The 26,574-nt window shown below is 56.3% G+C and carries 27 protein-coding genes; 17 read left to right on the top strand and 10 right to left on the bottom strand.

Annotated features, from left to right (window positions below):
• Positions 1 to 9: 9 nt before the first annotated feature.
• Positions 10 to 2,955, bottom strand: coding sequence for an FAD-binding and (Fe-S)-binding domain-containing protein (locus BLS30_RS09660; RefSeq protein WP_090228605.1), 2,946 nt, complete (start codon positions 2,953 to 2,955; stop codon positions 10 to 12).
• 165 nt (positions 2,956 to 3,120) lie between these two features.
• On the opposite strand from BLS30_RS09660, the gene BLS30_RS09655 reads away from it, so the two are divergent.
• The 7 genes from BLS30_RS09655 (at position 3,121) to BLS30_RS09625 (ending at position 10,219) form a co-directional block, all read left to right on the top strand.
• A complete protein-coding gene (locus BLS30_RS09655; protein WP_090228338.1) occupies positions 3,121 to 4,317 on the top strand; it encodes a pyridoxal-phosphate-dependent aminotransferase family protein in 1,197 nt (398 codons plus the stop codon).
• A gap of 51 nt (positions 4,318 to 4,368) precedes the next feature.
• Positions 4,369 to 5,352: a TRAP transporter substrate-binding protein gene (locus BLS30_RS09650; protein WP_046479354.1), complete on the top strand. Its 984-nt coding sequence runs from the start codon at positions 4,369 to 4,371 to the stop codon at positions 5,350 to 5,352.
• 147 nt (positions 5,353 to 5,499) lie between these two features.
• Entirely contained in the window at positions 5,500 to 6,042 is a 543-nt protein-coding gene (locus BLS30_RS09645; RefSeq protein WP_046479355.1) for a TRAP transporter small permease, read from the top strand.
• A gap of 2 nt (positions 6,043 to 6,044) precedes the next feature.
• Positions 6,045 to 7,325 carry a TRAP transporter large permease gene (locus BLS30_RS09640; RefSeq protein ID WP_046479356.1) on the top strand — a complete coding sequence of 427 codons (1,281 nt, stop codon included), beginning with the start codon at positions 6,045 to 6,047 and terminating at the stop codon, positions 7,323 to 7,325.
• Positions 7,326 to 7,373: 48 nt separating this feature from the next.
• A complete protein-coding gene (locus tag BLS30_RS09635) occupies positions 7,374 to 8,582 on the top strand; it encodes a CaiB/BaiF CoA transferase family protein (protein ID WP_090228336.1) in 1,209 nt (402 codons plus the stop codon).
• Positions 8,579 to 9,013 (top strand): GlcG/HbpS family heme-binding protein, encoded by a 435-nt coding sequence (locus BLS30_RS09630; RefSeq protein WP_046479358.1) that lies wholly within the window; start codon positions 8,579 to 8,581, stop codon positions 9,011 to 9,013. The genes BLS30_RS09635 and BLS30_RS09630 overlap by 4 nt, the downstream gene beginning before the upstream one ends.
• Before the next feature lie 75 nt (positions 9,014 to 9,088).
• Positions 9,089 to 10,219 carry a DSD1 family PLP-dependent enzyme gene (locus tag BLS30_RS09625; protein WP_046479359.1) on the top strand — a complete coding sequence of 377 codons (1,131 nt, stop codon included), beginning with the start codon at positions 9,089 to 9,091 and terminating at the stop codon, positions 10,217 to 10,219.
• 33 nt (positions 10,220 to 10,252) lie between these two features.
• Here BLS30_RS09625 and BLS30_RS09620 read toward each other — a convergent pair whose 3' ends face one another.
• The gene (locus BLS30_RS09620; protein WP_090228333.1) at positions 10,253 to 11,218 is read right to left on the bottom strand and encodes an MBL fold metallo-hydrolase; all 966 of its coding nucleotides are present in this window, start codon (positions 11,216 to 11,218) and stop codon (positions 10,253 to 10,255) included.
• A 206-nt stretch (positions 11,219 to 11,424) separates the two neighbouring features.
• Here BLS30_RS09620 and BLS30_RS09615 point away from each other — a divergent pair, with 206 nt between their 5' ends.
• Positions 11,425 to 12,933, top strand: coding sequence for a fused MFS/spermidine synthase (locus BLS30_RS09615; protein WP_139165322.1), 1,509 nt, complete (start codon positions 11,425 to 11,427; stop codon positions 12,931 to 12,933).
• 19 nt (positions 12,934 to 12,952) lie between these two features.
• Here the strand turns inward: BLS30_RS09615 and BLS30_RS09610 are convergent, their stop codons facing one another.
• Together BLS30_RS09610 and BLS30_RS09605 are read right to left on the bottom strand one after the other, a co-directional pair.
• Positions 12,953 to 13,297 (bottom strand): ArsR/SmtB family transcription factor, encoded by a 345-nt coding sequence (locus BLS30_RS09610; protein WP_046479361.1) that lies wholly within the window; start codon positions 13,295 to 13,297, stop codon positions 12,953 to 12,955.
• Complete coding sequence (locus BLS30_RS09605) at positions 13,297 to 13,788, bottom strand: thioredoxin domain-containing protein (RefSeq protein WP_342027538.1); 492 nt, start codon at positions 13,786 to 13,788, stop codon at positions 13,297 to 13,299. The genes BLS30_RS09610 and BLS30_RS09605 overlap by 1 nt, the downstream gene beginning before the upstream one ends.
• A gap of 146 nt (positions 13,789 to 13,934) precedes the next feature.
• Here BLS30_RS09605 and soxY point away from each other — a divergent pair, with 146 nt between their 5' ends.
• The 7 genes from soxY to BLS30_RS09570 all read left to right on the top strand — a co-directional run bounded on the left by soxY (position 13,935) and on the right by BLS30_RS09570 (position 20,723).
• Positions 13,935 to 14,390 carry a thiosulfate oxidation carrier protein SoxY gene (gene soxY / locus BLS30_RS09600; protein WP_046479362.1) on the top strand — a complete coding sequence of 152 codons (456 nt, stop codon included), beginning with the start codon at positions 13,935 to 13,937 and terminating at the stop codon, positions 14,388 to 14,390.
• 51 nt (positions 14,391 to 14,441) lie between these two features.
• Complete coding sequence (soxZ, locus tag BLS30_RS09595) at positions 14,442 to 14,774, top strand: thiosulfate oxidation carrier complex protein SoxZ (RefSeq protein WP_046479363.1); 333 nt, start codon at positions 14,442 to 14,444, stop codon at positions 14,772 to 14,774.
• Between the two features lie 160 nt (positions 14,775 to 14,934).
• A complete protein-coding gene (soxB, locus tag BLS30_RS09590) occupies positions 14,935 to 16,629 on the top strand; it encodes a thiosulfohydrolase SoxB (RefSeq protein WP_046479364.1) in 1,695 nt (564 codons plus the stop codon).
• Between the two features lie 66 nt (positions 16,630 to 16,695).
• The gene (gene soxC, locus BLS30_RS09585) at positions 16,696 to 17,994 is read left to right on the top strand and encodes a sulfite dehydrogenase (protein ID WP_090228328.1); all 1,299 of its coding nucleotides are present in this window, start codon (positions 16,696 to 16,698) and stop codon (positions 17,992 to 17,994) included.
• Entirely contained in the window at positions 17,978 to 18,640 is a 663-nt protein-coding gene (locus BLS30_RS09580; protein ID WP_090228325.1) for a c-type cytochrome, read from the top strand. Before soxC ends, BLS30_RS09580 begins: the two co-directional genes overlap by 17 nt.
• A gap of 339 nt (positions 18,641 to 18,979) precedes the next feature.
• Positions 18,980 to 19,477 carry a hypothetical protein gene (locus tag BLS30_RS09575; protein WP_052744043.1) on the top strand — a complete coding sequence of 166 codons (498 nt, stop codon included), beginning with the start codon at positions 18,980 to 18,982 and terminating at the stop codon, positions 19,475 to 19,477.
• Positions 19,478 to 19,601: 124 nt separating this feature from the next.
• The gene (locus BLS30_RS09570; protein WP_090228323.1) at positions 19,602 to 20,723 is read left to right on the top strand and encodes an imelysin family protein; all 1,122 of its coding nucleotides are present in this window, start codon (positions 19,602 to 19,604) and stop codon (positions 20,721 to 20,723) included.
• Positions 20,724 to 20,734: 11 nt separating this feature from the next.
• Here the strand turns inward: BLS30_RS09570 and BLS30_RS18300 are convergent, their stop codons facing one another.
• From BLS30_RS18300 to BLS30_RS09550, 4 genes are all read right to left on the bottom strand, one after another.
• Positions 20,735 to 21,358, bottom strand: a complete 624-nt coding sequence (locus BLS30_RS18300) for a hypothetical protein (RefSeq protein WP_244512406.1) — start codon at positions 21,356 to 21,358, stop codon at positions 20,735 to 20,737.
• A gap of 2 nt (positions 21,359 to 21,360) precedes the next feature.
• A complete protein-coding gene (locus tag BLS30_RS09560; protein WP_090228320.1) occupies positions 21,361 to 21,582 on the bottom strand; it encodes a DUF2188 domain-containing protein in 222 nt (73 codons plus the stop codon).
• 196 nt (positions 21,583 to 21,778) lie between these two features.
• Positions 21,779 to 22,267 carry a DUF6653 family protein gene (locus tag BLS30_RS09555; protein ID WP_046479370.1) on the bottom strand — a complete coding sequence of 163 codons (489 nt, stop codon included), beginning with the start codon at positions 22,265 to 22,267 and terminating at the stop codon, positions 21,779 to 21,781.
• 15 nt (positions 22,268 to 22,282) lie between these two features.
• On the bottom strand, positions 22,283 to 23,146 hold the full coding sequence (locus BLS30_RS09550; RefSeq protein ID WP_342027537.1) for a lytic murein transglycosylase: 864 nt from the start codon (positions 23,144 to 23,146) through the stop codon (positions 22,283 to 22,285).
• A gap of 232 nt (positions 23,147 to 23,378) precedes the next feature.
• Here BLS30_RS09550 and BLS30_RS09545 point away from each other — a divergent pair, with 232 nt between their 5' ends.
• Entirely contained in the window at positions 23,379 to 24,584 is a 1,206-nt protein-coding gene (locus tag BLS30_RS09545) for a serine hydrolase domain-containing protein (RefSeq protein ID WP_090228318.1), read from the top strand.
• A gap of 96 nt (positions 24,585 to 24,680) precedes the next feature.
• Here the strand turns inward: BLS30_RS09545 and BLS30_RS09540 are convergent, their stop codons facing one another.
• Positions 24,681 to 25,589: a cation diffusion facilitator family transporter gene (locus BLS30_RS09540; protein WP_090228315.1), complete on the bottom strand. Its 909-nt coding sequence runs from the start codon at positions 25,587 to 25,589 to the stop codon at positions 24,681 to 24,683.
• Positions 25,590 to 25,838: 249 nt separating this feature from the next.
• Here BLS30_RS09540 and BLS30_RS09535 point away from each other — a divergent pair, with 249 nt between their 5' ends.
• Positions 25,839 to 26,027: a hypothetical protein gene (locus BLS30_RS09535; protein ID WP_139165321.1), complete on the top strand. Its 189-nt coding sequence runs from the start codon at positions 25,839 to 25,841 to the stop codon at positions 26,025 to 26,027.
• Positions 26,028 to 26,145: 118 nt separating this feature from the next.
• Here BLS30_RS09535 and BLS30_RS09530 read toward each other — a convergent pair whose 3' ends face one another.
• Positions 26,146 to 26,556, bottom strand: coding sequence for a c-type cytochrome (locus tag BLS30_RS09530; RefSeq protein WP_090228312.1), 411 nt, complete (start codon positions 26,554 to 26,556; stop codon positions 26,146 to 26,148).
• Between the last annotated feature and the right edge of the window lie 18 nt (positions 26,557 to 26,574).

The following is a 26,574-nucleotide window of genomic DNA, read 5'->3' as shown; positions in this document are numbered from 1 at the left end:
CTTCTTCCTTCAAACGTTATTGGAGGCAGAATATAGGACTTGCGCGACGTGGACAGCTTCACGGCCCGTCATATCGACAATCTGATGACGACATGAGGTGCCATCTGCCACGACTATGGCGTCTGTTGGTGCTTCGCGAATGCGCGGCATCAAACTCAATTCGCCCATTGCGCGCGAAATCTCGTAGGTTTCGGCTTGATATCCGAAGGCCCCAGCCATGCCGCAGCAGGACGTTTGAATTAGTTCAACTTCGAGATCGGGGATAAGCTTAAGCGTTTGCTGAACCGGTGATACCACGTTGAATGCTTTTTGGTGGCAGTGGCCATGGAGAAGGGCACGCGACACCGGCAAGGAGGAGAGTTTCAGTTCGAAAGACCCCTCGGCGTGCTTGCGCGCGATGAATTCCTCAAACAGCAAGACCCGTGCTCCTAGTTCCTCATTCCACTCTGCGCCCAAAAGTGCTGGGGCTTCGTCGCGGAATGTGAGTAGGCAAGACGGTTCGAGGCCTACGACGTAGCCTCCCCGTTCAAGGATGGGTTTGATGACTTCGATCGTACGTCGCATTTCCTCTGCTGCTTGGTCCGTGAGGCCTGCCGATAGGAACGTCCGCCCGCAGCACAGCGGGCGTGAGCCTGTGAGCGGGGTCGCGTGCGCAACTTGAAACCCGGCACGTTTCAGGACGGCTTCGGCGGCGCGAAGATTGTCGGGCTCGAAGTATCGGTTGAAGGTGTCCGCGAAGAGCAGAACATCCGCGTCGGCCGGCGAGGTTTCATATTCGTCCGGCTCAAATACGTCCGTGCGCCATTGCGGTAAGGGTCGGGCGGCGCTCATGCCCACAACTCGCTCAGAGATCCAGGCGGCACCAGGGATACGATCGCGCAAGTTCAACAGGCCTGCTGCGCGAGATGCTTTCTGCGCATAGTGCGGCAGATACGCGACCATGCGGTCGCGGAGGGAAAGGCCATGCCGCTTTGCTCTTGCAGCGGACACGTCGATTTTCATCTTGGCCATGTCAACGCCCGTTGGGCATTCACGGCGGCAGGCCTTGCAGGAGACGCACAGCTTCATGGTTTCTGCCATGGCGTCGCTGGTGAGTGCGTTCGGACCAAGTTGGCCGGATATGGCCAAGCGGAGGGAATTGGCGCGTCCGCGCACGAGATCGCGTTCGTTGCGCGTTACGCGATAGGACGGACACATGACACCGTCTTTGAGTTTGCGACAGGCGCCATTGTTATTGCACATCTCCACCGCGCCCTGAAAACCGCGACCCGATCCGTAGTGGCCGGACCAAGTGAATGCGGATTGTATCTCCGGGACGTTGTATTCGGGAGCGTAGCGTAGAAGATTGCGATCATCCATGCGCGGTGGACGGACGATTTTTCCGGGGTTGAGAAGCCCGTCAGGGTCCATCCGATCCTTTACCCAATTGAAGTTCTCAACCATGCGTTCGCCGAACATGGTGCGGTGAAACTCAGAGCGAACGATCCCGTCACCGTGCTCGCCGGAGTGGGAGCCGCGATAGTTGCGGACAAGCTCGAATGCTTCCTCGGCGATGGCGCGCATTTGTTTGACGCCGGTGTCCAACTTGAGGTTCAGGACCGGGCGGACGTGAAGGGTGCCCACGGACGCGTGGGCATACCAGGTTCCGTCCGTGTCGTGTTTGCGGAAGATGCCGGTGAGGCGGTCGGTATACTCGGCTAGGTCTTTGAGTTCGACAGCGCAGTCTTCGACGAAGGAGACGGGTTTTCCTTCGCTCTTCATCGACATCATGATGTTGAGGCCCTGCTTGCGGACCTCAATAATTTGCTTTTGGAACTCGGGGTCGATAGCCCGGACAACACCGCCGTCCTTCTTGCCGGGATCACCCCAACGGAAGCCAAGATCCGCCATCAGATCTTCCAAGGCGTCCAGGCGTTTGAGGTTCTCGTTCTGATCCGGCTCCGCAAACTCCACGATGAGCAGCGCGGCGGGCTCTCCGCGCACGAAGGCATCAACGATTGGCTTGAACATCGCGATCTTGCGGCCAAGCTCGATCATATTGCTGTCCACCAACTCGACGGCAGTCGGATCGAGTTTGACCAGGTGCTGGGTCGCGTCCATTGCCTCGTAAAACGTCGGGAAATGGCAGACACCCAGAACCTTCGAGCTCAGGATGGGCGACAATTTCAACGTAATACGTTCGCTAAGGGCGAGCGTGCCTTCCGACCCGACGAGCAGGTGCGCGAGGTTATTGCCCTTCGCGTTGGGAAGGAGAGAATCGACGTTATAGCCACCGACGCGGCGAATAATGTCAGGAAAGCGGAGACGAATTTCTTCGGCTTCGCGCGAGCCAAGGGCCAACAAATCGCGGAAAAGCTCGCGGTTGGGGTCGGCTTCGTTGAGACCTTGCAGGTTTGTTTCGACCTGAGCGAAGCGGGCGCGACGGCCGTTGGCCAGGATGGCATCAATTGCCAAAACGTTGTCGCGTGACGTTCCGTAACGGATGGATCGCGCGCCACATGAATTATTTGCGGTCATGCCGCCGAGTGTGCAGCGTGAGGATGTCGAGACATCGACGGGATACCAGAGGCCATGCGGCTTCAGGTGATCGTTGAGTGTATCGAGAACGAGCCCGGGTTCGACGACGGCTGTGCGTGCTTCGGGATCGACTTCGATCAACTTGTTCAGGTGTTTCGAAAGATCGATGACGATTGCTTCATTGACCGTCTGACCGCTTTGGGAGGTGCCGCCGCCACGGGGAAGGACCGGTACACCGGCTTCTCGTGCAATCGCCAATGTCGCTTCAACGTCGGCAATCGTACGGGGGATGACGACCCCAAGCGGCATCATCTGGTAGATCGATGCGTCGGTCGCGTATCGGCCGCGGCTAAACTTGTCGAATAGGATCTCGCCCTCTATCGCCCGGCTCAGCTGCCGTTCAAGGCCTTCAGTATCGGGTTGATGCGTTCTCGACATGGCCACCGGCTTTGCTGCTGTTTGTGGGGGCGAAGACATTGCATAGTTGACAATGGCTCGCCGTTCAATTTTTGTATTCAAAATGCGAAATAAAAAATTCGCCAAGTGATCTGGGGGTAAGAATTTCCTTCAGGTGCAGAGGTGACGGGAGCGGAGGATATACAAATGTACAAATCGGGCCGGCATTTCCTCCAAATTCCTGGACCTTCGAATGTACCTGATCGTGTCCTTCGCGCGATGGATTTCCCGACAATGGACCACCGCGGGCCGGATTTTGCCGACATCGGCAAAAAGGCTCTTGAGGGAATGAAGTCCATCTTCAAGACCGAGCAGGATGTCGTGATTTTCCCGTCCTCCGGGACGGGGGCGTGGGAAGCCGCTCTGGTTAATACTTTGTCAGCTGGTGATCGCGTGCTGATGTATGAGACCGGACACTTCGCGACCCTGTGGCAGGCGCTCGCAAAGCGGCTTGGACTCCAGCCGGAATTCATTCCCAGCGATTGGCGCAGCGGTGCTGATCCGGAGAAAATCGAAGCGTATCTGCGGGCAGACAAGAACCACGAAATCAAGGCTGTCTGTGTCGTCCACAACGAGACATCGACCGGTTCGGTTACGCAGGTCAAAGAGGTCAGAGATGCCATAGATTCTGCGGGGCATCCGGCTTTGCTGATGGTCGACAGCATCTCGGGACTCGCGTCGATTGATTTTCAGTTTGATGCGTGGGGCGTCGACGTTGCGGTTTCCGGATCCCAGAAGGGCTTGATGCTTCCGCCGGGCCTTTCGTTCAATGCGATCAGCGCGAAGGCGCGCGCGGCAAGTGCCAAGGCAACGCTGCCGAAGTCTTATTGGGCTTGGGATGAAATGAAAGGCCCGAACGAGAAGGGGTATTTTCCATATACGCCGGCAACGAACCTTCTCTATGGCCTCAATGTTGCGATCGATATGCTGCATGAGGAAGGTTTGGACGCCGTATTTGCGCGACATGCCCGGCACGGCGAGGCTACGCGGCAGGCGGTGCGGACCTGGGGGCTCGACATCCTCTGCAGCGACCCAAGACATTACTCCAACGTGCTGACGACAGTCGTGATGCCCACAGGGAGCAGCGCTGACGCGTTCCGTAAGACAACGCTCGACAATTTCGACATGTCACTCGGGAGTGGATTATCAAAGGTTTCCGACCGTGTCTTTCGTATAGGCCATCTTGGCCATTTTAACGACTTGATGCTGATGGCAACGCTGTCTGGTGTCGAGATGGGACTGAAACTTGCGAGCGTTCCTCACAATCGGGGTGGCGCGCAAGCGGCAATGGACTATCTTACCAACTCAGAACGACCGACCGAGGCGATCGCCGCGGCCCAATAAGAATCAATAATTAAAAGCAACTGATAAAAACCTTCGGGAGGAGGAACCCAAATGAAACGAATGACGCTGTTGGCTGCGTCCGCGGCCGCTGTCCTGTTCGCCACTCCAGCAATGGCGGACAAGCTTGTGCTCAAATTCGGTCACGTCGGTGAACCCGGTTCGTTGTTTGAGGCGAGTGCCAATGCCTTTGCTGCATGCTCGAACAAAGCTCTTGGTGATAAGGCTGAAGTTCAGACCTTCGGATCTTCTCAGCTCGGCAAGGACAGTGAGCTGCTTCAGAAGTTGAAGCTTGGCCAAGTAACTTTCGCTCTACCTTCGTCGGTCATGTCGTCCGTTGCCAATGAGTTTGGCGTGTTCGAGATGCCCTACATCATTAAAAGCCGCGATCACATGCGGCGGGTGCAGAAGGCATTGATGGAGAGCACCTTCCAACCTGCGGTTAAGGCGAAGGGCTATCGTATCATCGGCTTGTTCGAAAATGGCTTCCGCCACATCACGAACAACGTCCGTCCGATCAAGGTGCCGGCAGATCTGTCCGGTATCAAGCTGCGTACGCCTAAGGGTGTTTGGCGGTTGAAGATGTTCAAGCTCTACGGCGCAAACCCGACGCCGATGGCATTCTCAGAGGTCTTTACGGCCTTGCAGACGAACGTCATTGACGGACAGGAAAATCCCTATGCGCAGATCGCGTCCGCGAAATTCCAGGAAGTTCAGAAGTACCTGACGATCACCAACCACGTTTACACACCAGGGTATGTTCTGGTGTCCGACAATCACTTCGGCAAGTTGCCGCAAGATGTTCAGGACGCACTCGTAAAGTGCGGTGCTGAAACCCAGGACTTCGTCTACAAGAAGGCGGCAGAGCTTGAAGTTGAGCTTCTGAAGGTCATTAAGGACGCTGGAGTGGAAGTGAACGAAGCGGACAACGCCGCATTCGTAGAGGCTTCTAAGCCGATCTATGACGAATACGCCGAAAGCTTCGATGGTGCGAGGAAGCTGGTTGAGACCGTGCAGTCTTTGGCGGACGGTTCGTAAACTCGCGCGAAGTTTCTGAGATTGGGCACGCTGCCGCGTGCCCAATCCGAAACTGTTCCTTCCAGGAGCGCCTTTGTCTCGTTCGCCGGACGCTCAACGGTACGTGCGGCACATCTTCCACGATTATCGCGAGAAGAGCATTCCACTATGATCAGTGCTGTACGACGAGGCCTTGAACTCGTCTTGGAATGGGCGACCATCCTTTTGATGGTGTCCTTGACCGTCGTCGTTATCGTCGGCGTTTCATTCCGTATCGTTGGCGACTCATTGTCCTGGTACGACGAGATCGCAGCAATCCTACTCGCATGGATTACCTATTACGGTGCGGCCCTCGCTGCGCTGAAACGGAGGCATATCGGTTTCGATACCGTGTTGCTTTTGATCCCCATGCCGTTGCGGATGGTGGCTTTGTTGGTGGCAGAAGTCACGGTCGTTGGCTTCTTTGCAATCCTTGCTCTCACAGGCATGCAGGTTCTTCAGGTTTTGGAGGGTGAAACCCTTATCTCCCTGACTTGGATGCCTGTTCAATTCACGCAGTCGATCATTCCCGTTGGTGCAGTGCTGTTCATCATCTGCGAGCTTCTTAGCCTGCCTGAATACTGGGGCTTGACCGCGGCAGGTAAGTCGCTGGAGCACGAAGAGATCGAAGAAGACGTCAAATCTGAGCTCGAGAAAGCGAAGGCGCGATAGGCATGCTTATTCTTGCAATTTTCATCGCGCTTGTTGCGTTGATCTTCATCAACGTGCCGATTGCGGTCGCACTCGCTGTCGGGGGCATTATCGGTCTTTTGGCGACCGAAGGCGTCAGCAGTCTTCCCACCGTCGCTCTCGATATGTACGACGGCTCAACGAAGTTTTCGCTGATTGCCATTCCGATGTTTGTTCTGGCTGGTGCCATTATGAACGCGGGCGGTGTTACTGACCGTCTCATTAACTTCGTGACTGCGTTGATTGGTTTCGTGCGCGGTGGCTTGGCGATGGTCAACATCGGCGTGTCCCTGTTCTTTGCGGAAATTTCGGGATCGGCCGTTGCGGACGTGGCCGCGCTCGGTTCCGTTCTCATTCCGCAAATGAAGAAGCGAGGTTATTCAGCTCCGCTTGCGGCGGCGGTTACATCGTCTTCGGCTTCGCTGGCCATTATCATTCCGCCGTCGATTCCGATGATCCTTTACGCGACGTCCGCCAACACATCTGTTGAACAGCTATTCGTTGCGGGTTTCGTGCCGGGGCTGCTTGGCGCTGCGGGGTTGATGTTCGTCGCCTACATGTTCGCGCTTCGGTACAATTTGCCGGTCGAAGAAGCGTTTAATATGCCGCGATTGCGCAAAACCTTTATCGACGCGCTTCCTGCCTTTTCGTTGCCCGTTATCATTCTGGGTGGCATCTTCGGCGGCTTCGTCACAGCTACTGAGGCGGCCGGACTTGCCGTGATCGCTGCGCTCCTCGTGGGGCTTTGGTATCGCGAGATGGATTTCAAGCATCTGAAGCGTGCGATGCTTGATGGCGGTATGCAGACGGCGATCGTTATGCTGCTGGTTGCAGCTTCGGTTTTGATGGGTGGCTTCCTGACCCGGGCTCGGGTCCCTCAGGAGATTGCGGCCGCGATACTGGATATGACGACCAACCAGTATCTGATCCTGCTGATCATGAACGTTTTCTTCCTGATTATCGGCTTCTTCCTTCACTCGGCCGCAGCGATCATTCTGGTCATCCCGATCGTGATTCCGCTCATACACGCAGCAGGTATCGATCCGGTGCACTTTGGGCTGGTTGTGACGCTCAATTTGGCAATCGGACAGCAAACGCCACCGGTAGCAAGCGTGCTCATAACTGCGTGTGCCGTGGCTCGGGCTAATATATGGGAAGTCTCGAAGGTCAACCTCCCGTTCGTGGCCGTGCTGTTGGCGGTTCTTCTTCTATGCACCTATGTGCCAGCTGTTCCGATGTTCTTGGTTGAATATCTCTACCGCTAACACTGCAACGTGCTCGCAAAGACAATAACCACAGGAGGCGAGTGAGACATGTCAGGACCGCTGCAGGGGTGTCGAGTTATCGAGTTGGCTCACATTATGGCGGGGCCTGTTGCCGGATTGATGCTGGCCGACATGGGAGCGGACGTCGTCAAGGTCGAGAAGGCTCAGGGTGACGATACCCGTCGCTTTGTGCCTCCGACAATCAATGGCGAGAGCGCCGCTTTCATGATGATGAATCGCAACAAGCGGGGCATCGTTCTCGATCTCAAATCTGCACAGGGTCTTGAGGTCCTGCGGCGACTTTTGCGTGATGCCGACGTTGTCATCGAAAACTATCGATTGGGAACGATGGAGAAACTTGGGCTGGGATACGAGGAGCTGCGTAAGCTCAATCCGGGTCTCATCTACGCTGAAATCTCGGGCTTTGGACGCACCGGCCCCTACGCCCATCGCGGAGGCTTTGATCTCATTGCCCAAGGCATGAGTGGCTTGATGTCGATTACCGGCGAGGGCGCGGGGCGGCCGCCGGTGAAGGTCGGAGCGCCCGTGTCGGACATCACGGCGGGCATTCTGCTCGCGATGGGCATCGCTGCTGCTTATTCGCACAAACTTAAGACGGGAGAAGGGCAGAAGGTTGATACATCGCTGTTCGAGGCGGCCATTACGCAGACCTACTGGCAGTCGGCCATAACGTTCGCGACGGGCTCCTCACCGGGGCCGATGGGCTCAGCTCACCCGATGAATGCGCCCTATCAGGCTTTCGAAACCGCGGATGGTTGGATCAATATTGGGGCAGCCAATCAGACGAACTGGGAACGGCTGGTGCATGTTCTTGGTGCGCCGGAGCTTAATGATGATCCGCGTTTTGCTTCCAATGCTGAGCGCATCGTCAACCGGGAGGCTCTAGAATACGTCTTGAGCGTCATTCTCAGGACGCGTTCGACAGCTGAGTGGCTCGAGGCTCTCGAAACATCCGGTATTCCTGCTGGGCCCGTTCTGAGCATCGATGAAATGCACAACGATCCGCAAACCCTGGCGCGAGATATGGTGCCGGAGGTTGCGCATCCGGTAGTTGGTGCCGTGCGCACACTCGGATTGCCGGTAAAGTTTTCGGAGACGCCGGGCGGTGTGCAGCGTGCTGCCCCCGTCCTTGGTCAGCACACGCGTGAAGTTTTGCTAGAAGCGGGCTATTCACAAGCGGAAGTCGAAGACATGATTAGAGCCGGAGCGGCACGCCAGGAGGAAAGTCTCGCATGAGTTTGGCGCTGACGCTTGAAAGGTCCAATCGTATCATCACGGTTGCATTGGAGAAGGCGGCGGAGTTGGGGCTCAAGCCGCTCACCGTTGCGGTGCTCGATGCAGGAGGTCACCTAAAGGCGCTGGCGCGTCAAGATGGAACGAGCACGCTCCGACCCGAGATGGCGCAAGGAAAAGCCCGTGGTGCTATTCATCTGGGTATCGGTTCGCGGGCGATCTTCGAGCGCGCGGAGAAACAACCTTTCTTCGTTCAGTCGGTCAATGCACTTGCTGGGGGCTCTCTGGTTCCTGTGCCTGGTGGTGTGCTTATCACGACAAGTGACGGTGAAATCATTGGTGCAGTCGGCATTACAGGTGATACATCCGACAATGATGAGACCTGTGCTGTGGCCGGCATAGAAGCGGCAGGTTTCGTCGCACGCATTTACTGATTTTCGAAAAGTTAGTCCTGTCACACGTTGACTCGGCCCGCTGTCTATTGCCGAGCATAGAGAGAGCGTTGGAAAATGCGCGCACCAGCACGGCTTGGTATTCCGCTTGCAGACGTCGATACCCCTGCTTTGATCCTCGATCTCGATGCGTTTGAGCGCAATCTCCAGACGATGGCGGATTGGGCCAAAAGCAAGAACGTGCGATTGCGCCCACATGCAAAATCTCACAAATGCCCCGCGATCGCGCATCGACAAATGGCGCTCGGAGCCGTCGGTGTCTGCTGCCAGAAGGTCTCGGAAGCCGAGGTGATGGTGGATGCTGGCATAACTAATGTGCTGATCAGCAACGAGGTCGTCGGGCGCACGAAACTAGAGGCGCTGGCGCAATTGGCGCTACGAGCGCGTATGGGTGTGTGTGTCGACGATATCCGGCAAATCAGAGATTTGTCTGAGGCGATGCATGCTGCTGGCGCAACAATAGATGTGCTTGTTGAAATCAATATCGGCGGGAACCGTTGCGGTGTTGAGCCGGGCGACCCTGCAGTTCGGCTGGGTGCAGCTGTTGCGCAGGCGGATGGCCTGCGTTTTGCGGGCTTACAGTCTTATGACGGAATTACGCAGCATGTCCGCGATCCGGATGAACGCAAGGCGCGTGCGGCGCGTGCGGGTGATGTTACCGCGCAGACCATTGCGGCGCTTCGCGATATTGGGCTTGAGTGCGAAACTGTCGGGGGCGCCGGAACGGGTTCCTTCGCATTCGACGGTATGAGCGGCGTGTGGAATGAGCTGCAACCGGGGTCCTACGCTTTTATGGATGCCGACTATGCTCGCAATACCCCGGCGGGTGGCGATGTTCCCAAATTTGAGCACGCCATGTTTGTTTGGGCGATCGTCATGAGCCGTACCAGCGTTGGTCAGGCTGTGGTGGATGCCGGGCATAAAGTGCTGCCTATCGACTCGGGTATGCCGGTCCCGTTTGATCGTCCGGGTGTTCGCTATGAGCGGCCTTCAGACGAGCACGGTTGCCTGGTTGCGGAACTGGACTCGGCCCTTCCTGACCTAGGTGAGAAAATTCTGATCGTGCCCAGTCATGTCGATCCAACGGCCAACCAGCACGACTTTTTTATCGGTGTGCGTGGGATGGCCGAGGGCGATGGCACAGTTCAAGAGATCTGGCCAGTTACGGCGCGAGGTTGTGTGTTCTAGCAGCACAACCTCTTTGCACCGCACGGTTGTTGCTCAGCTTTCGCTTACATATTTGTACGCGGTTCCGTCGCGTTCCACGCGACCGACGCCGGGATCGGGCAAGTGGTATCCGATAAGACGCGTTTTTTCGTTGGCCATTTTGTCCAATAGCTTCTGACGAGTTTTGATTGCCCGTTCCGGCTCGTGATCGTTTCCTGAAATCCAGTCTGGATGTTGGAACGAGACGATATGGTGGGTGAGCGCATCGCCGAGCACGATGAAGGACTCGTTGCCTTGGCTGATTTCAAGTGAGATGTGGCCGGGCGTGTGGCCGCCGGTTTCCAGAGTGGTTACACCGGTGACGACATCTGCCCCCGGTTTAAAGGTTTCCAGCTTGTCCTTGACCGCATCGATGTTGCGTTGCGCGCCGGTTGCAAACCCTTGACGATCTTCGGGCAATTTGGACAGGATGTCGTCGGCCATCCAGTAATTGTACTCTTCCTCGGAAATCAGATAGCGCGCGTTTGGAAAGACGAGTTCGTCAAAGTCATCCGTGGTTCCCCAAATGTGGTCGGGATGCGCGTGCGTGAAGACAACGGTTGTTATGGCTTCGCGGTCGATGCCGTTCGCATCGACATCGTCGATAAGCTTGCCGGCTGTGGCCATGAAGCGTGGTCCCGAGCCAACGTCGACCAGGATCTGCTCATCGCCGTTGCGAATAAGAGTTACGTTTAGTGGGCGGCGGATTTGATCCCCTTTGTGGCCCGCAGCGGCGAAGGCTGCGGCGCGTGCGCTTTCCTCAGCATTCGGGGCGAAAAGGCGTGCGGGTAGCATCAGGTGGCCGTCGCTCAGTGGCAGGATCTCGAACTCGCCGAACTTGATTGTTTCCGCGGCTGCGGTTGGGAAGGGAAACCCTGTGGCTGCGAGTGTGGTGACGGCGCCGGCTCCGATGACAAACTTCCGACGGTTGCATGCAAGCGTTTCCCCGGCATTTTCAGGCTTATTACGATCTCGGGACATCGTTGGGCTCCCTCATATTGCAAACGGCGACATGCTGCTGGATATTCGGTGACACTTACGGTTGACGCAATGTTCACCTGAACCGCGTTTGCCATTTAATGGGTCACGAGGGCGAATGCCAATCGTATGTTTGCAGCAGAGTTGGGGTGGATTCGCGTGATGCTCAATGCTTTGTCAGTCTTCGTCGCTTATATGGGCGAGCTGCCTTGAGTATACGCGCGCGGAGGTTCTTCTACCTCATTCTTGTGGGGTTAAGCGCAGCATGCGGTCTCGTTGTGGAGATCGTCGCGGGGCGCATGATCGCTCCTTATCTTGGAATGTCTCTTTACACCTGGACGGCGATTATCGCGGTCGTGCTGGCAGGCTTTTCAATCGGCCACTGGATTGGAGGGCAGATTGCTCAGCGCGCGGGGGGACGGGCGCAATCCGATGTCGCCTGGAGTCTCTTGCTCGCGGGTGGCAGTGCGCTTGTAAGTATTTTTTTGATCCGGATTATTACAGGCCCGGTGATCAACCTGAGCCTCCCGCCTGTCGCGACAATTCTGATTATTACGTTCGCGCTTTTTTTCCTTCCAAGCCTTTTTGTCGGGATCGCATCTCCGGTTCTGACGAAGCTCGCGATCGACGATGAGCCGACCAAGGCCGGCGCGATCCTGGGAGGTTTTTACGCCGTGGGTGCGGCGGGCAGCATTCTCGGAACACTGGCCGCAGGGTTCATTTTCATTTCGTGGCTTGGGACAGTTTGGACGCTACTTCTCGTTTCGGCCCTGTACTGCGTTATGGCGGCGTCTCTCTTCATCAGTAGGCGAGGAGGGGCGGCCAAGGAACGTCTAGTTTCGTTCGTCATACTTTTGGGTTGGGGTGCCGTTGCGTTTGCTGGTCAATGGACGGGAGTGTTTGCGCGCGTCTGCATCGTCGAAAGCGATTATTACTGCATCCGCGTTGAGAATGTTTCTGGCGAAATTGGTGTGCCAGCAAAGGTGCTTGTTCTCGACCATTTGGCGCACGGTATAAACCTGAGGGATTTTCCGGGCGGACTCGTTTCGCCCTATGCGGATCTGCAGGATACGCTCATGCGTATTCATGTCGGTGAGAGGTCACCGTTTCGCGCGTTCTTTATTGGCGGCGGCGCCTACACAATACCGCGGGCGTGGCTGGCTGCCCGGAGGGACGTGGAGATAACAGTGGCGGAAGTCGATCCTGCCGTTACCGAAGTTGCGATAACGCATCTTTGGCTCAAGCCTGATCCGAGATTGACAATTCGGCACGGTGATGCGCGGAGCGTGCTCGTAAGTATGCCGGCTGATCAGTTCGACGTTGTGGTTGGCGATGCTTTTCATGACATCACCGTCCCGCAGCATCTGGTGACGTCGGAATTTTTCGGACAAGTTCGGTCGCGTTTGCGCGATGGAGGCATCTATCTGATGAACGTCGTCGATCATCGGGAACATCCCCGTATGGCGCTGTCCGTTGTCGCTAGCCTTGCGGAGCACTTTCCGATCGTCGAGCTTTGGCGCTCCGATGAGGCTGGTGAGCGCGCCACGTTTGTGGTCGCGGGGCTAGCGAAGGCAACTCCGGCCGGAGATTTGCCAGCCCGGCATTCGGAAGGTGTGAATTTTGAACGGCTTGAGACATCGCAGATGTCTAGGATGCTTTCGCCCATTGTGCTGCGGGATGATTTCGCGCCCGTTGACCGGCTTATCGGTGTTCAGTGAGCTGATACCAGATCAGTTTTCAGGATGATCGATCTGCCTTCGCGCAGAAGAGATCATAGACCAGTTCGAGAACAGCGCGTGCGCGGCCATCGGCGAGCGAATAGTAGATCGTGCGGCCAACGCGGCGGGCTTCAATGATCCCTTCCTCACGCAGGCGTGCCAACTGCTGGGACACAGCCGGCTGGTTCTGCCCTAATAACTCTTCCAGTTCCGTAACGGTCTTTTCGCCACTGGAGATGTGGCAGAGGATCATGAGCCTGCCTTCATGGGCAAGCGCCTTCAGCAGAGCGGTCGCCTGTTTGGCGCTTTCCGCCATCTCGTCAAGCTGCTTGTCTGGAAGAACGTCTGGATCAGGAGACGACATTATTCTTTCATCCTCAAGTTCGCAGCGGCGGCGTCCTCAGTGGAGGGAAGGGACGACAGGATATCCTGAAGCATCGGCCAGAAGAAATCCTGACCTGGATACCCAACAATCCTTCCATATTCCTTGCCGTCTTGAAACACGATGAACGTGGGAGAAAACGTTACCGCGGTAATTTTGGCGAGATCGTCAGGGCGTTGATCATGGATGTCCACGCGGCGCAAAGGCGCGATGCGACCCTCCTCCGTATTCGGATATATGACGCCGATTTCGTTATTCCAGCGCGCGCACCAGCCGCAACCGTCTTCCTCGAACATCACGAGTTCAGCGGCTTTAGCCGGTCCAAGGGCAGCAAACGATAGCATCAGCGCCAAGGCGGCAGCCAAAAGCTTCAATTCAACCTCGCATAGTTCGGGAGTTCGAAGATAGTTCGTAAGTTGAGTTGGGCCGCGCACATTTTCAAGCAGGGATGGTGCGTTGCAATATATGCGCATATTTGAATTTATCTCTTGATTTGGTTTTGAGTAGCTGTTTAGTCTGCGTGCGTGGCAGTTGAGAGGACAAAATTGCTGTCACCGTAAGAGTCTGAAAAATCAATTCTCGCTTCCGAGAGTAGCGAAGCGCAGCGGAGGGGATGTCTATGGAGCTGAATAGACGCGAAATTCTGGCTCTGAGCGGTGGGTCGATAGCCTGCTTCGCTCTTGGCGTATCAGCCGTTTCGACTCCGGCTTTGGCGAGTGCTACCGATGAGCGCATTAAGGCCTTCGCCGGAGATGCAGAGCTTCGGGAAGGGCGGATTTCCCTTACGGCTCCCGAGATCGCTGAAAACGGAAATACCGTTCCGATTGAGGTCAAGGTCGAAAGCCCTATGACGAAGGACGATTACGTTTCCGAGGTTATGGTGCTGGCGGACGGCAACCCCATGCCTGGCGTCATTACGTTCCTCTTTTCGCCGATGAGTGGCGAGGCGACCGCAACAACACGCATTAGGCTTGCGACGACGCAAAATGTCATTGCCGTTGCGAAGATGAGCAATGGTTCGGTCTTCATGGAAAAGAAGAACGTGAAAGTTACGATTGGCGGTTGCGGCGGCTGATGTCTGCAACCCTTTGCGTTCAAACGAAATTTCTCTGAAGAGGATTGAGAGATGGCGACTGCGAAGCCCCGCGTGAAACTGCCTGACAAAGCGACGAAGGGTGAAGTGATTACTATCAAAACTCTGGTGAGCCACCCTATGGAGTCGGGTCAGCGCAAGGATCGGAAGACGGGTGAGAAAATCCCGCGGATGATCATCAATAAGTTCACTGCGACGTTCAACGGCCAACAGGTGTTCGGCGCCAATATCGAACCTGCCGTTTCGGCCAACCCGTATCTCGAATTCACGATGAAGGTGGAGGAGAGCGGCAAATTTGAGTTCGTTTGGGTCGACGATGCCGGAACGACCTACAAGACTGAAAAAGGTATCGAAGTCACCGGGTAACCGGTGACGGTGCGGTTTATTCCGCACCACGGTTGCTCTCGCACGACTTGCGACTTGGCTCAGGCTTGCAAAATATGCCTAGTCTGCGCGCGCTGCTGCTCGCCCTCATTTCCGAGAAGCAGCGGTTTGATCCAAGAGCAAACGAACTGGGCGAAAGCTAATGATATCACGACGCGAATTTCTTCAAGTTTCCGTAGCCACAGGCGCTTTGCTCGGGACGGCCGGCAGCGGTGCGTGGACGGCCCTTGCCGCACGGCAAGGCTTGATGAGCGAGGCGGAACTGTTGGCGTTTCCGGAATTCGGAAACGTGACGTTGGTGCATCTCACCGATATTCATGCGCAACTCAAGCCGATCTTTTTCCGTGAGCCGTCAATAAATATTGGCGTTGGCGAAGCTGCGGGGAAACCACCTCATGTGACCGGCAAGGAGTTTCTCGAGCTTTACAAAATCGAGCCCGGTAGTCCGGAAGCCTTTGCCCTGACCTACGAGGATTTCGCGGCGCTCGCGAAAACCTACGGACGCATGGGCGGGATCGACCGCATCGCGACGGTCTTGAAGTCGATCCGCGCAGATCGTGAAGGCCGGGTGTTATTTCTCGACGGCGGTGATACCTGGCAGGGCAGCTACACATCGCTGAAAACTCAAGGTGCCGACATGGTGGAGGTGATGAATCACCTCGAACCGGATGCCATGACGGCGCACTGGGAATTTACTTTTGGTATCGACCGAGTTCGGGAGATCGTCGACAATCTGCCGTTTGCCTTCCTGGGCCAAAACATTTTTGACAATGAGTGGGACGAGCCTGCCTTCGAAGCCTACAAAATGTTCGAACGTGGGGGCTCTAAGATCGCCGTCATCGGTCAGGCCTTCCCTTATTTGCCGATCGCAAATCCACGTTGGATGTTCCCCAAGCTGTCATTTGGCATCCGCGAGCAGAACGTACAGCAGAACGTCGATGCGGCGCGTGCAGCAGGTGCTGACGTCGTTGTCCTGCTGTCTCACAACGGCTTCGATGTCGATCGCAAGTTGGCAAGCCGTGTGACGGGTATCGACGTCATCCTGACCGGCCATACGCATGATGCCATTCCCGAGCCTGTCATCGTCGATAAAACCTTGCTGGTCGCAAGCGGCTCGCACGGAAAGTTCCTGTCGCGGCTGGATCTCGATGTGCGTGACGGTCAGGTCAAGGGCTACAAATACAAGCTCATTCCGATTTTCTCGGACGTCATCACCCCCGACAAATCGATGACTGAGCTTGTCGACAAAGTTCGTGCGCCCTATGAAGCCGAGCTCAAGACCGTAGTCGGAAAGGCGGATACGCTGCTTTATCGGCGCGGCAACTTCAACGGCACGTTTGATGATCTGATCTGTGATGCGCTGCTGTCGGAGCGCGAGGCGGACATTGCCCTATCTCCTGGGTTCCGTTGGGGAACGAGTGTGCTGCCCGGCCAGGACATCACCGTCGAGGATATCTACAACGCGACCGGTATGACGTACCCAGCTGCATATCGCTCGGAAATGACTGGGGCGCGGCTGAAGGAGATCCTGGAAGACGTCGCAGACAATCTGTTCAACCCAGACCCCTACTATCAGCAAGGGGGCGACATGGTTCGTGTCGGAGGAATGGGTTACGCGATCGACGTTTCGCAAACGATTGGCAATCGCATTTCTGACATGACGCTCCTGAAGAGCGGCGAGCCTATCGATCCGCAGAAGACTTACATCGTGGCTGGCTGGGCTTCCGTGGCGGAGGCTACCGAAGGGCCTCCGATCTGGGATGTCGTGACTTCATACATCAAACGTGTCGGAACGGTTCAGGGTAAGCCCAACCAGTCCGTTCTTGTGAAGGCGTAGGGAGCCGGTCCGGCTTCTTACACAAAAAGGCTTGTCCAGTTTGGATGGGGCATCGGGAGAAGAGAGATGAGCAAGCCGGACAACATACGTGGCCATAGCGGCGGCGTTTCGCGCCGTCACGTCTTGGGGGCGAGTGCTGCTGGAATGGCCTTCGCCGCGACGCGCGTCTACGCCAATCCCGCGGGTGATGCGCCGACTACTCCCGATAAGGCCATTACGGAATTGCAGGATTGGTCGCAGGCTCTTGGCGATGGCGTCGATGCCAAGCCTTATGGCGTTCCGTCGAAATACGAGGCCGGTGTCGTGCGGCGCAACGTCGAGTGGCTGACGGCGTCGCCGCAGTCCTCCGTCAATTTCACGCCACTGCACGATCTGGAGGGTATCATCACCCCGAACGGTCTTTGTTTCGAGCGGCACCATGGCGGGGTTGCGGAAATCAATCCGGCGAAGTTCCGCTTCATGATCAACGGTCTCGTTGAAAAGCCGATGGTGTTCACCATCGACGACCTGAAGCGTTTTCCCAGAGAGAACCGGATCTTCTTCCTCGAATGCGCAGCGAATTCGGGCATGGAGTGGCGCGGCGCTCAGCTCAATGGCTGCCAGTTCACGCACGGTATGATTCACAACGTCATGTATACGGGCGTGTCACTGAAGCGCGTGCTGGAGGAAGCCGGTCTCAAGACAAACGCCAAATGGGTCATGCCTGAGGGTGGCGATTCCGCCGCGATGAACCGTTCCATCCCGCTGTTCAAGGCGCTGGACGATTGCATGTTGGCATACGCCATGAACGGTGAGGCACTGCGCCCCGAGCAGGGCTATCCGCTGCGGCTCGTTGTTCCCGGCTGGGAAGGCAATATGTGGGTCAAGTGGATCCGGCGTATCGAAGTCGGTGACATGCCCTGGCACGCACGTGAAGAAACCTCGAAGTACACGGACCTTATGGAGAACGGCAATGCCCGCCGTTTCACCTGGGAGATGGACGCGAAGTCGGTCATCACCAATCCTTCGCCTCAGGCACCGATAAAGCACAAGAAGGGATTTACGGTGCTGTCGGGTGTTGCTTGGTCCGGGCGGGGCAAGGTTTCACGCGTGGATGTCACGATTGATGGCGGCAAGAACTGGCACACGGCGCGGCTTGACGGGCCGAGCTTCGATAAGTCCATGCACCGCTTCTACTACGAGTTCGATTGGAACGGTGAGCCGCTGCTCTTGCAGTCGCGGGCTATCGATTCAACCGGCTACGTGCAGCCGACCAAGGACGAACTGCGCCAGGTGCGTGGCTATAACTCCATCTACCACAACAACGCGATCCAGACGTGGCACGTGAAGGCGAACGGTGAGGTTGAGAATGTCGAAATCTCTTAAGGCGTTTGCGGTTGCCGGCGTGCTGCTGTTGAGCGTCTCTCCGGTATTGGCGGCAAAGCTGGGACTTGGACGTGAAGCGCTACCCGAAGAGGTTGCGGCTTGGGACATCGATGTACGCCCGGACGGCGTGGGGTTGCCTGCGGGCCGCGGAACGGTCGCGCAGGGTGAAGAGAAGTTCGCGGAACAATGCGCGATGTGTCATGGCGTTTTCGGAGAAGGTGCCGGACGTTGGCCGGTGCTGTCCGGTGGTCGGGACACTTTGAAGAGCGATAACCCGGTCAAAACAGTCGGGTCCTATTGGCCCTATCTCTCGACGGTTTTCGACTATGTTCATCGCGCGATGCCGTTTGGTTATGCGCAATCGTTGTCGAACAACGAAGTCTATGCGCTGACTGCCTACATCCTTTATCTGAACGACATCGTGACGGATGAAGATTTTGAGCTGTCGAAAGAGAACTTTCTCTCCATCCAGATGCCGAACGCCGAGCATTTTACCGAGGATCCGCGGCCGGATACGCCATTGGTCTCGGCGAAAGAGCCGTGCATGACCAACTGCAAGTCCAACGTCGACATCACTGGACGCGCGCGGATTTTGGATGTGACGCCGAAAGAGGGTGAGGACGCGCCGAAGCTTAGCGTCGATTGATCGAAGATCGCAGCTTTTTTGGAAGGGCCCGGAGCCAACGGCTTTCCGGGCCTTTTTTGTGTTTGGGGCAATCTGAGAGTCGGACGTCGCTGTAAGAGGTGATGCTCCTGTGCAGAGTAGCCACGCTTCTGCGTCTCAGTGTTGCGGGACGGAAACGCCCCTGGTCTGCAAACTCTATTATCTTGCTCAAGATTGAGGTTGTGGCGATTGCCGGCGTTCGACTTTCCTCGCTGATGCGTTCGCGCTCAGAAGCTTGCCTTCGGGGGTGGGGGAAACGGATAAGCGCTTTGGCTAGCGAGGTTGCGCCTTTTGGCGGCATCGTAGGTGAGGGTGGATGCGATGAAATTTCAAGGTGCTGCCGTGGCGCTCGTCGCTGCGCTGATGGTCGGGCTGAGCGGTTTGGATTCTCATAGCGCGCATAGTCAAGATGACTCTGCTTTTGCGCCATTGCTGGGGTGGTGGAAGGGGCAGGGGCGCCTTGGCTTCCAAGAAGGACAGACCGAAAATGTCACATGCCGGGCAACGTACGTGTTGGGGGACGTCCCCACCAAGCTCGAGCAGAACATTCGCTGTGCGACGTCGAGCGGGAAGGTCGAAATCGTAAGTCATGTCACGAACGACGACGGCGAGCTCTCTGGCACGTGGACCGAACGCATTTACAACCTTGTCGGTGATCTCAGCGGCGCCATAACAGAACGCGGGTACCGCGTGTCGGTCACCGGCGGCGATGTCGGGGCTGAGATGGAGATCATCGTGAAGGATGGAATGCAGGTCATCGAGATCAAGTTTAGCGGAAATACGCTGCGCGGACTGACACTTGTCTTGAAAAAGGGCTAAGAAAGATTGGGTCGGGCGCATCGTCGCCCTCTCGTATTATTGATTGTAACACTCAACTTATCTGCTTAGCTTGCGACGCAATTCGGATAGGACTGCCGGATTGAAATTTCAGGCGGAGCGCACGATGGCAGCGGTACGGTTTGTTCGGTCGGCATGGCACGTGGCGCTGGCCGCGACGGCGGTTTTATGGGCCGCCGGTCCGGCGGCCGCCTTTGACCATGCTGATGTGGCCCGACGGTCGCTCGAAGAGCACATCATTCCTTCGTACCAAGACTTTGCGAGCCGGACTCAGTCCTTGGCGGATGCCACGCGCTCTTTCTGCGACGCGCGATCAGAGGCTGGATTAGCGAAGGCCCGTTCGGCGTTCAAGGGCGCAGTCATTGCGTGGGGGCGGATCGGCCATATCCGCTTTGGGCCTGCGGTGACGGACAACCGTTACGACCGGATCCTGTTCTGGCCGGATCCTCGGCATGTGACGATGAAGCAAGTTGGGCGGCTGTTGCGGACGAAGCCTGAAGCCGCGCTAAAGCCGGAGAATGTTGCGACGGCCAGCGTGGCCACTGTTGGCCTGCGCGCATTGGAGATCGTTTTCTTCGGGCCAGGGTCAGACGATTTCGCGAGCGCGGATAAGGACAAGACACACTATCGGTGCGGGTTGGCGCTTGCGCTATCAGAAGACCTTCATCATACCGCTGCGGTTATCTTCGAGGACTGGACCTCGAGCGATAGGTTTCAGCAGCTGTGGCTTCATCCAGGTGCGGACAATTCGCGTTACCTGAAACCCTCCGAGACAACGCAGGCGCTGGTCCAAAGCTTCGCAGATCGGCTTAATCGCATGCTTGCGTTTGATATTCCATCCGAGGATGGTGAAGCGAGCAATGGCAATGGGACGATGCCGATCTTTGGCCCCAGTGGTGTTGCGATCGATTTTCTGAGCGCGAGCCTGGATGGCTTGGAAGCGTTACTCAAGGAAGGCGGCTTCCTCGATCAATCCGCAAGCGGCAGCGCGGAAGATACAGAGGACGTGCAGCAACGTCTCAACGTCGTGCTGACCGAGCTACGTTTTGCCCGACGAGCGTTGGGGCTTATCGCTCAATCAGAAGCGCGGGGTGACTTCAAGACCATACCTGTGGCGATGTGGAAATCGGTTCGTCTGCCGGTTGAGAACGCTCGCGAGATCGCTGACGAAACCTTGAAAGCGGAAGCGGGCTTGAGTTCCGGCTTCAATGCGTTGGACGGGGATTGAGGGCAGAACATCTACAAAGGTTGGCCTGCGTCCATCCATTCGTGCATCGCAACGATGAATTCGGTGGTTGGGTATTCCCTTATGTCATTTTCTGAGGAACCGGCAGCGAGTTCCCGCTTCCAATACCACCCCTGAAAGTCGGCGTACTTTCCCTGTATCCGTGACTGTCCGATCTTCTCTGCCCCGTGTGCGACGAGCCATGTCCTCACGTGGAGCATGGATTTCTCAAAGCTTCCGTTGTGAACTTTGATATCCCAGCCAGAGATGTCGGACAAAGTCTTTTGGTAATCATACTTCGCGTGCTCAAGGACCAAGATTACCTTGTCGGCCAGGCCGCCGGTGCCAAACTTTCGGCATGCATGATCCAAACCGAGCTCGAAGGGCATGTTCATTCGAGCGTACTGATCAGTGTCAGAAAACTTACAGCGACTCAGGTCGTGAATGCCGTACTTGGACCCTCGGATCAGTTCGATAATTCTATCGAGGCGCGCGGCTGAGTTGTCAGCATTCTCCGGAGCGAGGCGCGGGAAGAAGCCTAGGTAAACGACGCAAAACGCCATTGCTTGAAGCAAGGGTGCGAAGTCGTCGTCAAAAGGGCAGTTGATGAATACCGATCGGTCGAATGGTGGAGTCAATGTCAGCCCTTGGGATAAGGGGCTTCAGCATAAGAATTGCGTTCGCGAATTCGTCCGTCTGCACCGTGGATATAGACTTCGGTTTTCTGGTTTCGAGCAATTTCCGTAGCTGCACTGATCGCTTCAGCCTGGGTCGCGTGAATGCTGGTGGCTCTCGAAGATCCCGCTTTTTTCACACTCCATTTTCCCGCGGAGGGTATGACGTGCTGACCCTTTCGAGACATTAGCAAAAGCTCCTTAGTTGGACCGCATGAGCGTAACTCAGACCCAAGATTAATTCCATGCCGTCGCTGGCACCCATGCCGGTGAGCACTTCGCTGTCGTGCCTAGCTTGCCAGCTGACTTGAACCGGAACTTGGATCCCGGGGACAAGCCCCGGGATGACGACGAGGATACAAATTGTAAACGAGATGAGATCCCTTACTTGCCTTCGCTGTTGCGTGTTTCAGCATAGAGCCAAGCAAGCCGGTCGAGGAACCAGAGCTGGCCGAACAACATTCCCGCGACACCGAGAGCGATGGCCCAAGGGTCGAGCATGACCAACCCGATGGCGAGCGGGGCGATCGCGACGCAGCTGCCGAAAACGATCCAGAACGTTGCTGTCTTGTGATGTTCCGGAATCGGATTTTCTTTGCGGGCGAGCCAAAGCTGCTCGCCGCGTATGGCACGAGTCTCCCAACGTTCGTCTGTTGTCGCCTTCGAGAAGATGCGCGTGTTCAACCAGAGAAAAATTACGATGAGGCCAATCGGTATGAGGCACCACCATCCAATCCATACACGGGCATAGACCGCTAAAGCGAAAGCCGGGAGTGTGGCTAGTCTCGTCCAGACGCTCCATGGATTGGCATGACGCGCCCATGCCTCGTCGTCCATGGCCATCGCATTGTTTATGGACTGGTCAAGTCGCAATGTGCGGTGTTCCTATCAGCTCTGCAGGCGGTTCGCCATGACCGCGATGGTGCGGGCGTAGACGTCAGCGCGGTTCCAGGCCTTGATGACTTGATAATTGGCTGTGCCGGGATCCCAGGATGCCCCCTTCTGCCAGCCGTGGGCGCGAAGATAGTTGGCGGTCGAGGCAAGCAAGTCAGGAATGCTGTGCACGAGATCCCGGTGTCCGTTGCCGTCGAAGTCGACTGCATATTTGTCGTAAGAGCCGGGTAGAAATTGAACTTGTCCGATTTCGCCCGCCCAGCCGCCTCGCATGTCTTTCGGGCTCATGTCACCCTTCTGCACAATCCTGAGCGCGGCGAGTAGGTGGTCCGTGAAAAATTCAGAGCGACGGCAATCATAAGCCAGCGTCGCGATGGACCGGATGATGGAGTATTTGCCCGCGGTGTCTTTGCCGAAGTTCGTCTCCAAGCCCCAGATCGAGACTAGGATCTCGCCGGGGACGCCGTAGCGTTTTTCGATACTTGCCAGCAGGCCGGCATGACGTTTCAAGCGTGCCTGAGACTGCTTCATCAGGTAGCTGCCGACGCGCCTCTTGTAGAATTCTTCGAAACTCAGTTTGAATGATTTTTGCGAACGATCGCGCCTTATGACGTTGGGGTCATAGGTAACGCCGCTCAGTGCTCGATCAAGCGTGCGCTGCGTGATGCCATTGGCTTTGGCGCGCGCCTCGAAATCGTTCAGCCAGGAGGAGAAGCCGCCTGGGCCGTTGCCGCACTTCGCTGCCGTTGCGGATGGTGTCGCCGCGAAGGTGGCCGTGAGGACAACTCCCACGGCGATCGTGAGGTGGTGAAATAATCTGGCAGGCTTCAACGCACATACTCCGCTGACGATTTTCACGTCCGACTCTAACTATCCGATCGGATGCGTGATGACTAGGTATGAGCGCGGATGCGCGGATGCAGGCGCAGGAAATGATTGGCATCGGTCTCGCGCCGTTTCTTATCTTCAGCTTGTTCTGCCGGGTCTGGCGTGGGGCGAAGTAAAGAAGACTTAACGTTAGAGTGGCTGTTCTGTGCCGTGAGTGGGCTACGGATGCTACTTAGAGGCGTTCGTGCAAATCGGAGGTCTTATGCGCGCTGTTGTGACGTCGTTGGCGTTGATTGTGGCGTTTGCCGCAACGTTTCTATTCCCGCTTTCGTCCTTTGCCGACGATGGTGCTCTTACATCGCAACTTGAAAACCTCCGGGCGAAGTACACGCTGCCGTCGCTGGCGGCTGCAGTCACGAAGGGCGGCCGGATCGTTGCGAAGGGTGTGACGGGCAAACGTATGCTGGGTGGAGATACAGAGACCAAGATTGATGACCGGTTTCATTTGGGATCAGACACCAAAGCGATGACCGCGACAATTGCTGCCATGATGGTGGAAGATGGCAAGCTGAGTTGGACATCGACGATTGGTGATGTCCTAGGGGCTGACATGCCCGGTCTCACGCCCGCATTTTCAAGGATAACGCTCGAGCAGTTGCTATCTCATTCCAGCGGAATACCGACTGACGACGAAGAGATGATAAAGCTCTACTTCAGCGACAAGAGCTACGACTATTCACTCCATGATTATCGCAGGCGCATTATCGCTGAGTGGGGGAGCAAGAACGCGCCGAAGATACCTGAAGGCTCACCTTTCCAGTATGCGAATTTCGGCTATGTGATCGCGGGGGCAATGATCGAGGAGGTCTCGGGAGAGGCCTGGGAAAGCCTCATCACGACCCGGATATTCGAGCCGTTGGGATTGACGACAGCCGGGCTCGGTCCTCAGGCAACGTTCGGCCGTTATGATGCCGCTATCGGCCACAGAATCGACGACGACGGGAAGATCATTCCGATGCCATGGGGACCGGCCGCCGATGTTCCCACAGTCATGGGACCGGCAGGAAATGCGCACATGTCGATTTCCGATTTTGCAATTTGGGCGGATTGGAATGCGGGCGTTGGGCGGCGCGGACCAGCGTTGGTAAAACCTGAGACTGTTGAGCGTCTGCACACGGCTATTGTCACGACTCCGGAGATCAAAAACCCCAAACCCGGCACCCCAAAAACCGGCCAGTATGCGCTTGGTTGGGGATTGGCCAAAATGGATTGGACTTCACGGCCAGTTCTGACACACAATGGATCCAATTCGCTCAATCTGGCCACGATCCTCGTTGATTCTGATCACGATATTGGCATCGTCGTAACAACGAACTTTCCCGGCGAAAAGGCAGATGCGGCCGTTAGGGAGATGGTGGAATGGCTTTATCGGCGGTACGGTCCGAATGGCCAGACGCCGATCCAGTAACTCGGGTGACGTGATCTATTCGGCCGTCGAGGGTAACAGCCAAGTTCTGCGATTGGCCATTCGGTTTCCCGTTGGGCAATCGCGATACTCGGGTCTTTAACATCCCTTATGTCCATCAACGCATGTTTCGCGTTCGATCTCGACGGTGGCATGGGTGATCTTGAAGTGGGTCGCGAGCCGTTTTTTGATCGCGACAAGAACTGCGTCACTGTTGGCGGAGGGTTCAAGCCGAGCGTGGAGGGTGATCATCGGCCGCTCCTGCGTGATCGACCAGGCGTGAACATGATGGATGTCTGCGACGCCTGACACCGCGCTGGCCAAGTCAGTCTCGATTTCCCGGACATCGATGTGCGTGGGACTGCCCTCAAGCAAAATATGTGCACTTTCGCTAACGACGCGCCAAGCTGATCGCAAGATTATAAGTGCGACCAGGACCGATAGAATCGGGTCAATCGGCATCCAACCTGTGAAAATAATGATCAGAGCTGCCGCGATGGCAGCGACTGAACCGAGTAGGTCGCCCATGACGTGTAAAGCCGCAGCGCGAATGTTCAGGTTCTCCTTATCGCCGCTCTGGAGGATCAAAAATGAAAGGACATTGACGGCGAGGCCGGCGCAGGCGACCCAGAACATCAAGCCGCCCATGACTTCGACAGGTTGGCGCAAACGATGGATCGCTTCAAAGGTGATCCAGGCGGCTATGGCGAACAACGTCAGGCCGTTGACGAACGCGACGAGGATGGAGAAACGGTCGAACCCGTAGGTGCGCTTCCAATCGGCCGGCTTGCGTACGAGGCGAAAACCAAACCACGCGAGCGCCAGACTAGCGAAGTCTGTCAGCATGTGGCCGGCATCCGCGAGCAAGGCCAAAGATCCTGACAGAAGCCCGCCGACCACCTCGGCCATCATGAACCCGCCCGTCAGGAGTGCCGCTATTCCGACACTGCGTTCGTTAGCGCCATGGGTGTGGGAGTGCCCATGGTCGGAATGGTCATGACCGTGCACTTGGCTGGTACCTCGCTTGTCGTGTGATGGGTGTTTCACTCCTGTACATGAGAATTACCACATAGCGATGCGGTTGAAGCAATCGCCGTTGTTGGATGCGGGACAGAAGGCCGCTCTGCATATTTGATGAATTATATTTCCCATCTGCAACAATAGTTGATCGCGCATATTGTGGATTGCCGGGTGACCTCAGACGAGATCATGGCACACTAGTTTGTGGGGACGACGGGGGCCACAGAGGTGAATGGCATGCCGTACCCAACGATTGATTTGAATACGAAGAAGGTCATTCTTCTGAGCGGCTACCAATGGTCCGACAACTCGACGGACGAAGAGGTGCAAGTCGTAGCGCTTGAGAAGCTGCAAACCGAAATGGAGCGCCATACGGACGCGGTAGCCTTTTGCTACGTTTCTGGCAAATGGGTGCCGGCAGCGTAGATCGGGGTCGCGTCCGTTAGTACTTTCCGGGAGGCACGTAACGGCTTTCTGGTGACGGTATCGTCGTCATCAGGGAGCCGCTGACGCTGAAATCTATTTAGCTTTTATCTTGGTGCAGTTATTTTGAGATCGATTGGGGAATCTTCATTGTTTTGGCGGTTGCCTCCGAAAGGGCTTTTGAACCCGCTGACAGACCATTACGCTGAAGTATATACGCGGTGATGGCTAGCACTTCATCCTTGGGCAAAGAGCCTGGGTTCGTGGCCGGCATCTTTTCATGCTCGAATTGAAAGAGTGCTTCGACAGGCTGTCCTCCCCAGTGTTGCAGGAAAGGTTTGCCGATTAAGGCTGGACCCATCGCGCCCGTAAGATCGGGACGGTGACATTCGGCGCAGTGATTGTTGAACAGCGTATGACCCTTGCTGGCCTGATCTGCCGTGTACCAGCTTGTTTCGGAAAGTGCTGGCAAGGAACTTAGTAAAATCAATGCGCACACTGAGATCGCATTCGCAATTATGGCCTTTAGCATCTCATTTCCTTTCAAAGA

Source organism: Filomicrobium insigne, from assembly GCF_900104305.1.
In the GTDB taxonomy this organism is placed as follows: Bacteria; Pseudomonadota; Alphaproteobacteria; order Rhizobiales; family Hyphomicrobiaceae; genus Filomicrobium; species Filomicrobium insigne.
The sequence above is the reverse complement of the archived record's forward strand: the minus strand, read 5'-3'. Positions and strand labels throughout refer to the sequence as shown.

Excerpts from the sequence above, each read along its gene's own strand:
- BLS30_RS09610 (WP_046479361.1), bottom strand. The coding sequence starts at position 13,297 with ATGTCGTCTCCTGATCCAGACGTTCTTCCAGACAAGCAGCTTGACGAG.
- BLS30_RS09650 (WP_046479354.1), top strand. The coding sequence starts at position 4,369 with ATGAAACGAATGACGCTGTTGGCTGCGTCCGCGGCCGCTGTCCTGTTC.
- BLS30_RS09640 (WP_046479356.1), top strand. The coding sequence starts at position 6,045 with ATGCTTATTCTTGCAATTTTCATCGCGCTTGTTGCGTTGATCTTCATC.
- soxZ (WP_046479363.1), top strand. The coding sequence starts at position 14,442 with ATGGCGACTGCGAAGCCCCGCGTGAAACTGCCTGACAAAGCGACGAAG.
- BLS30_RS09620 (WP_090228333.1), bottom strand. The coding sequence starts at position 11,218 with ATGTCCCGAGATCGTAATAAGCCTGAAAATGCCGGGGAAACGCTTGCA.
- BLS30_RS09535 (WP_139165321.1), top strand. The coding sequence starts at position 25,839 with ATGCCGTACCCAACGATTGATTTGAATACGAAGAAGGTCATTCTTCTG.
- BLS30_RS09545 (WP_090228318.1), top strand. The coding sequence starts at position 23,379 with ATGCGCGCTGTTGTGACGTCGTTGGCGTTGATTGTGGCGTTTGCCGCA.
- BLS30_RS09630 (WP_046479358.1), top strand. The coding sequence starts at position 8,579 with ATGAGTTTGGCGCTGACGCTTGAAAGGTCCAATCGTATCATCACGGTT.
- BLS30_RS09570 (WP_090228323.1), top strand. The coding sequence starts at position 19,602 with ATGGCAGCGGTACGGTTTGTTCGGTCGGCATGGCACGTGGCGCTGGCC.
- BLS30_RS09625 (WP_046479359.1), top strand. The coding sequence starts at position 9,089 with ATGCGCGCACCAGCACGGCTTGGTATTCCGCTTGCAGACGTCGATACC.
- BLS30_RS09645 (WP_046479355.1), top strand. The coding sequence starts at position 5,500 with ATGATCAGTGCTGTACGACGAGGCCTTGAACTCGTCTTGGAATGGGCG.
- BLS30_RS09575 (WP_052744043.1), top strand. The coding sequence starts at position 18,980 with ATGAAATTTCAAGGTGCTGCCGTGGCGCTCGTCGCTGCGCTGATGGTC.
- BLS30_RS09605 (WP_342027538.1), bottom strand. The coding sequence starts at position 13,788 with ATGCGCATATATTGCAACGCACCATCCCTGCTTGAAAATGTGCGCGGC.
- BLS30_RS09530 (WP_090228312.1), bottom strand. The coding sequence starts at position 26,556 with ATGCTAAAGGCCATAATTGCGAATGCGATCTCAGTGTGCGCATTGATT.
- BLS30_RS09655 (WP_090228338.1), top strand. The coding sequence starts at position 3,121 with ATGTACAAATCGGGCCGGCATTTCCTCCAAATTCCTGGACCTTCGAAT.
- BLS30_RS09560 (WP_090228320.1), bottom strand. The coding sequence starts at position 21,582 with ATGTCTCGAAAGGGTCAGCACGTCATACCCTCCGCGGGAAAATGGAGT.
- soxB (WP_046479364.1), top strand. The coding sequence starts at position 14,935 with ATGATATCACGACGCGAATTTCTTCAAGTTTCCGTAGCCACAGGCGCT.
- soxC (WP_090228328.1), top strand. The coding sequence starts at position 16,696 with ATGAGCAAGCCGGACAACATACGTGGCCATAGCGGCGGCGTTTCGCGC.
- BLS30_RS09635 (WP_090228336.1), top strand. The coding sequence starts at position 7,374 with ATGTCAGGACCGCTGCAGGGGTGTCGAGTTATCGAGTTGGCTCACATT.
- BLS30_RS09580 (WP_090228325.1), top strand. The coding sequence starts at position 17,978 with ATGTCGAAATCTCTTAAGGCGTTTGCGGTTGCCGGCGTGCTGCTGTTG.
- soxY (WP_046479362.1), top strand. The coding sequence starts at position 13,935 with ATGGAGCTGAATAGACGCGAAATTCTGGCTCTGAGCGGTGGGTCGATA.
- BLS30_RS09660 (WP_090228605.1), bottom strand. The coding sequence starts at position 2,955 with ATGTCGAGAACGCATCAACCCGATACTGAAGGCCTTGAACGGCAGCTG.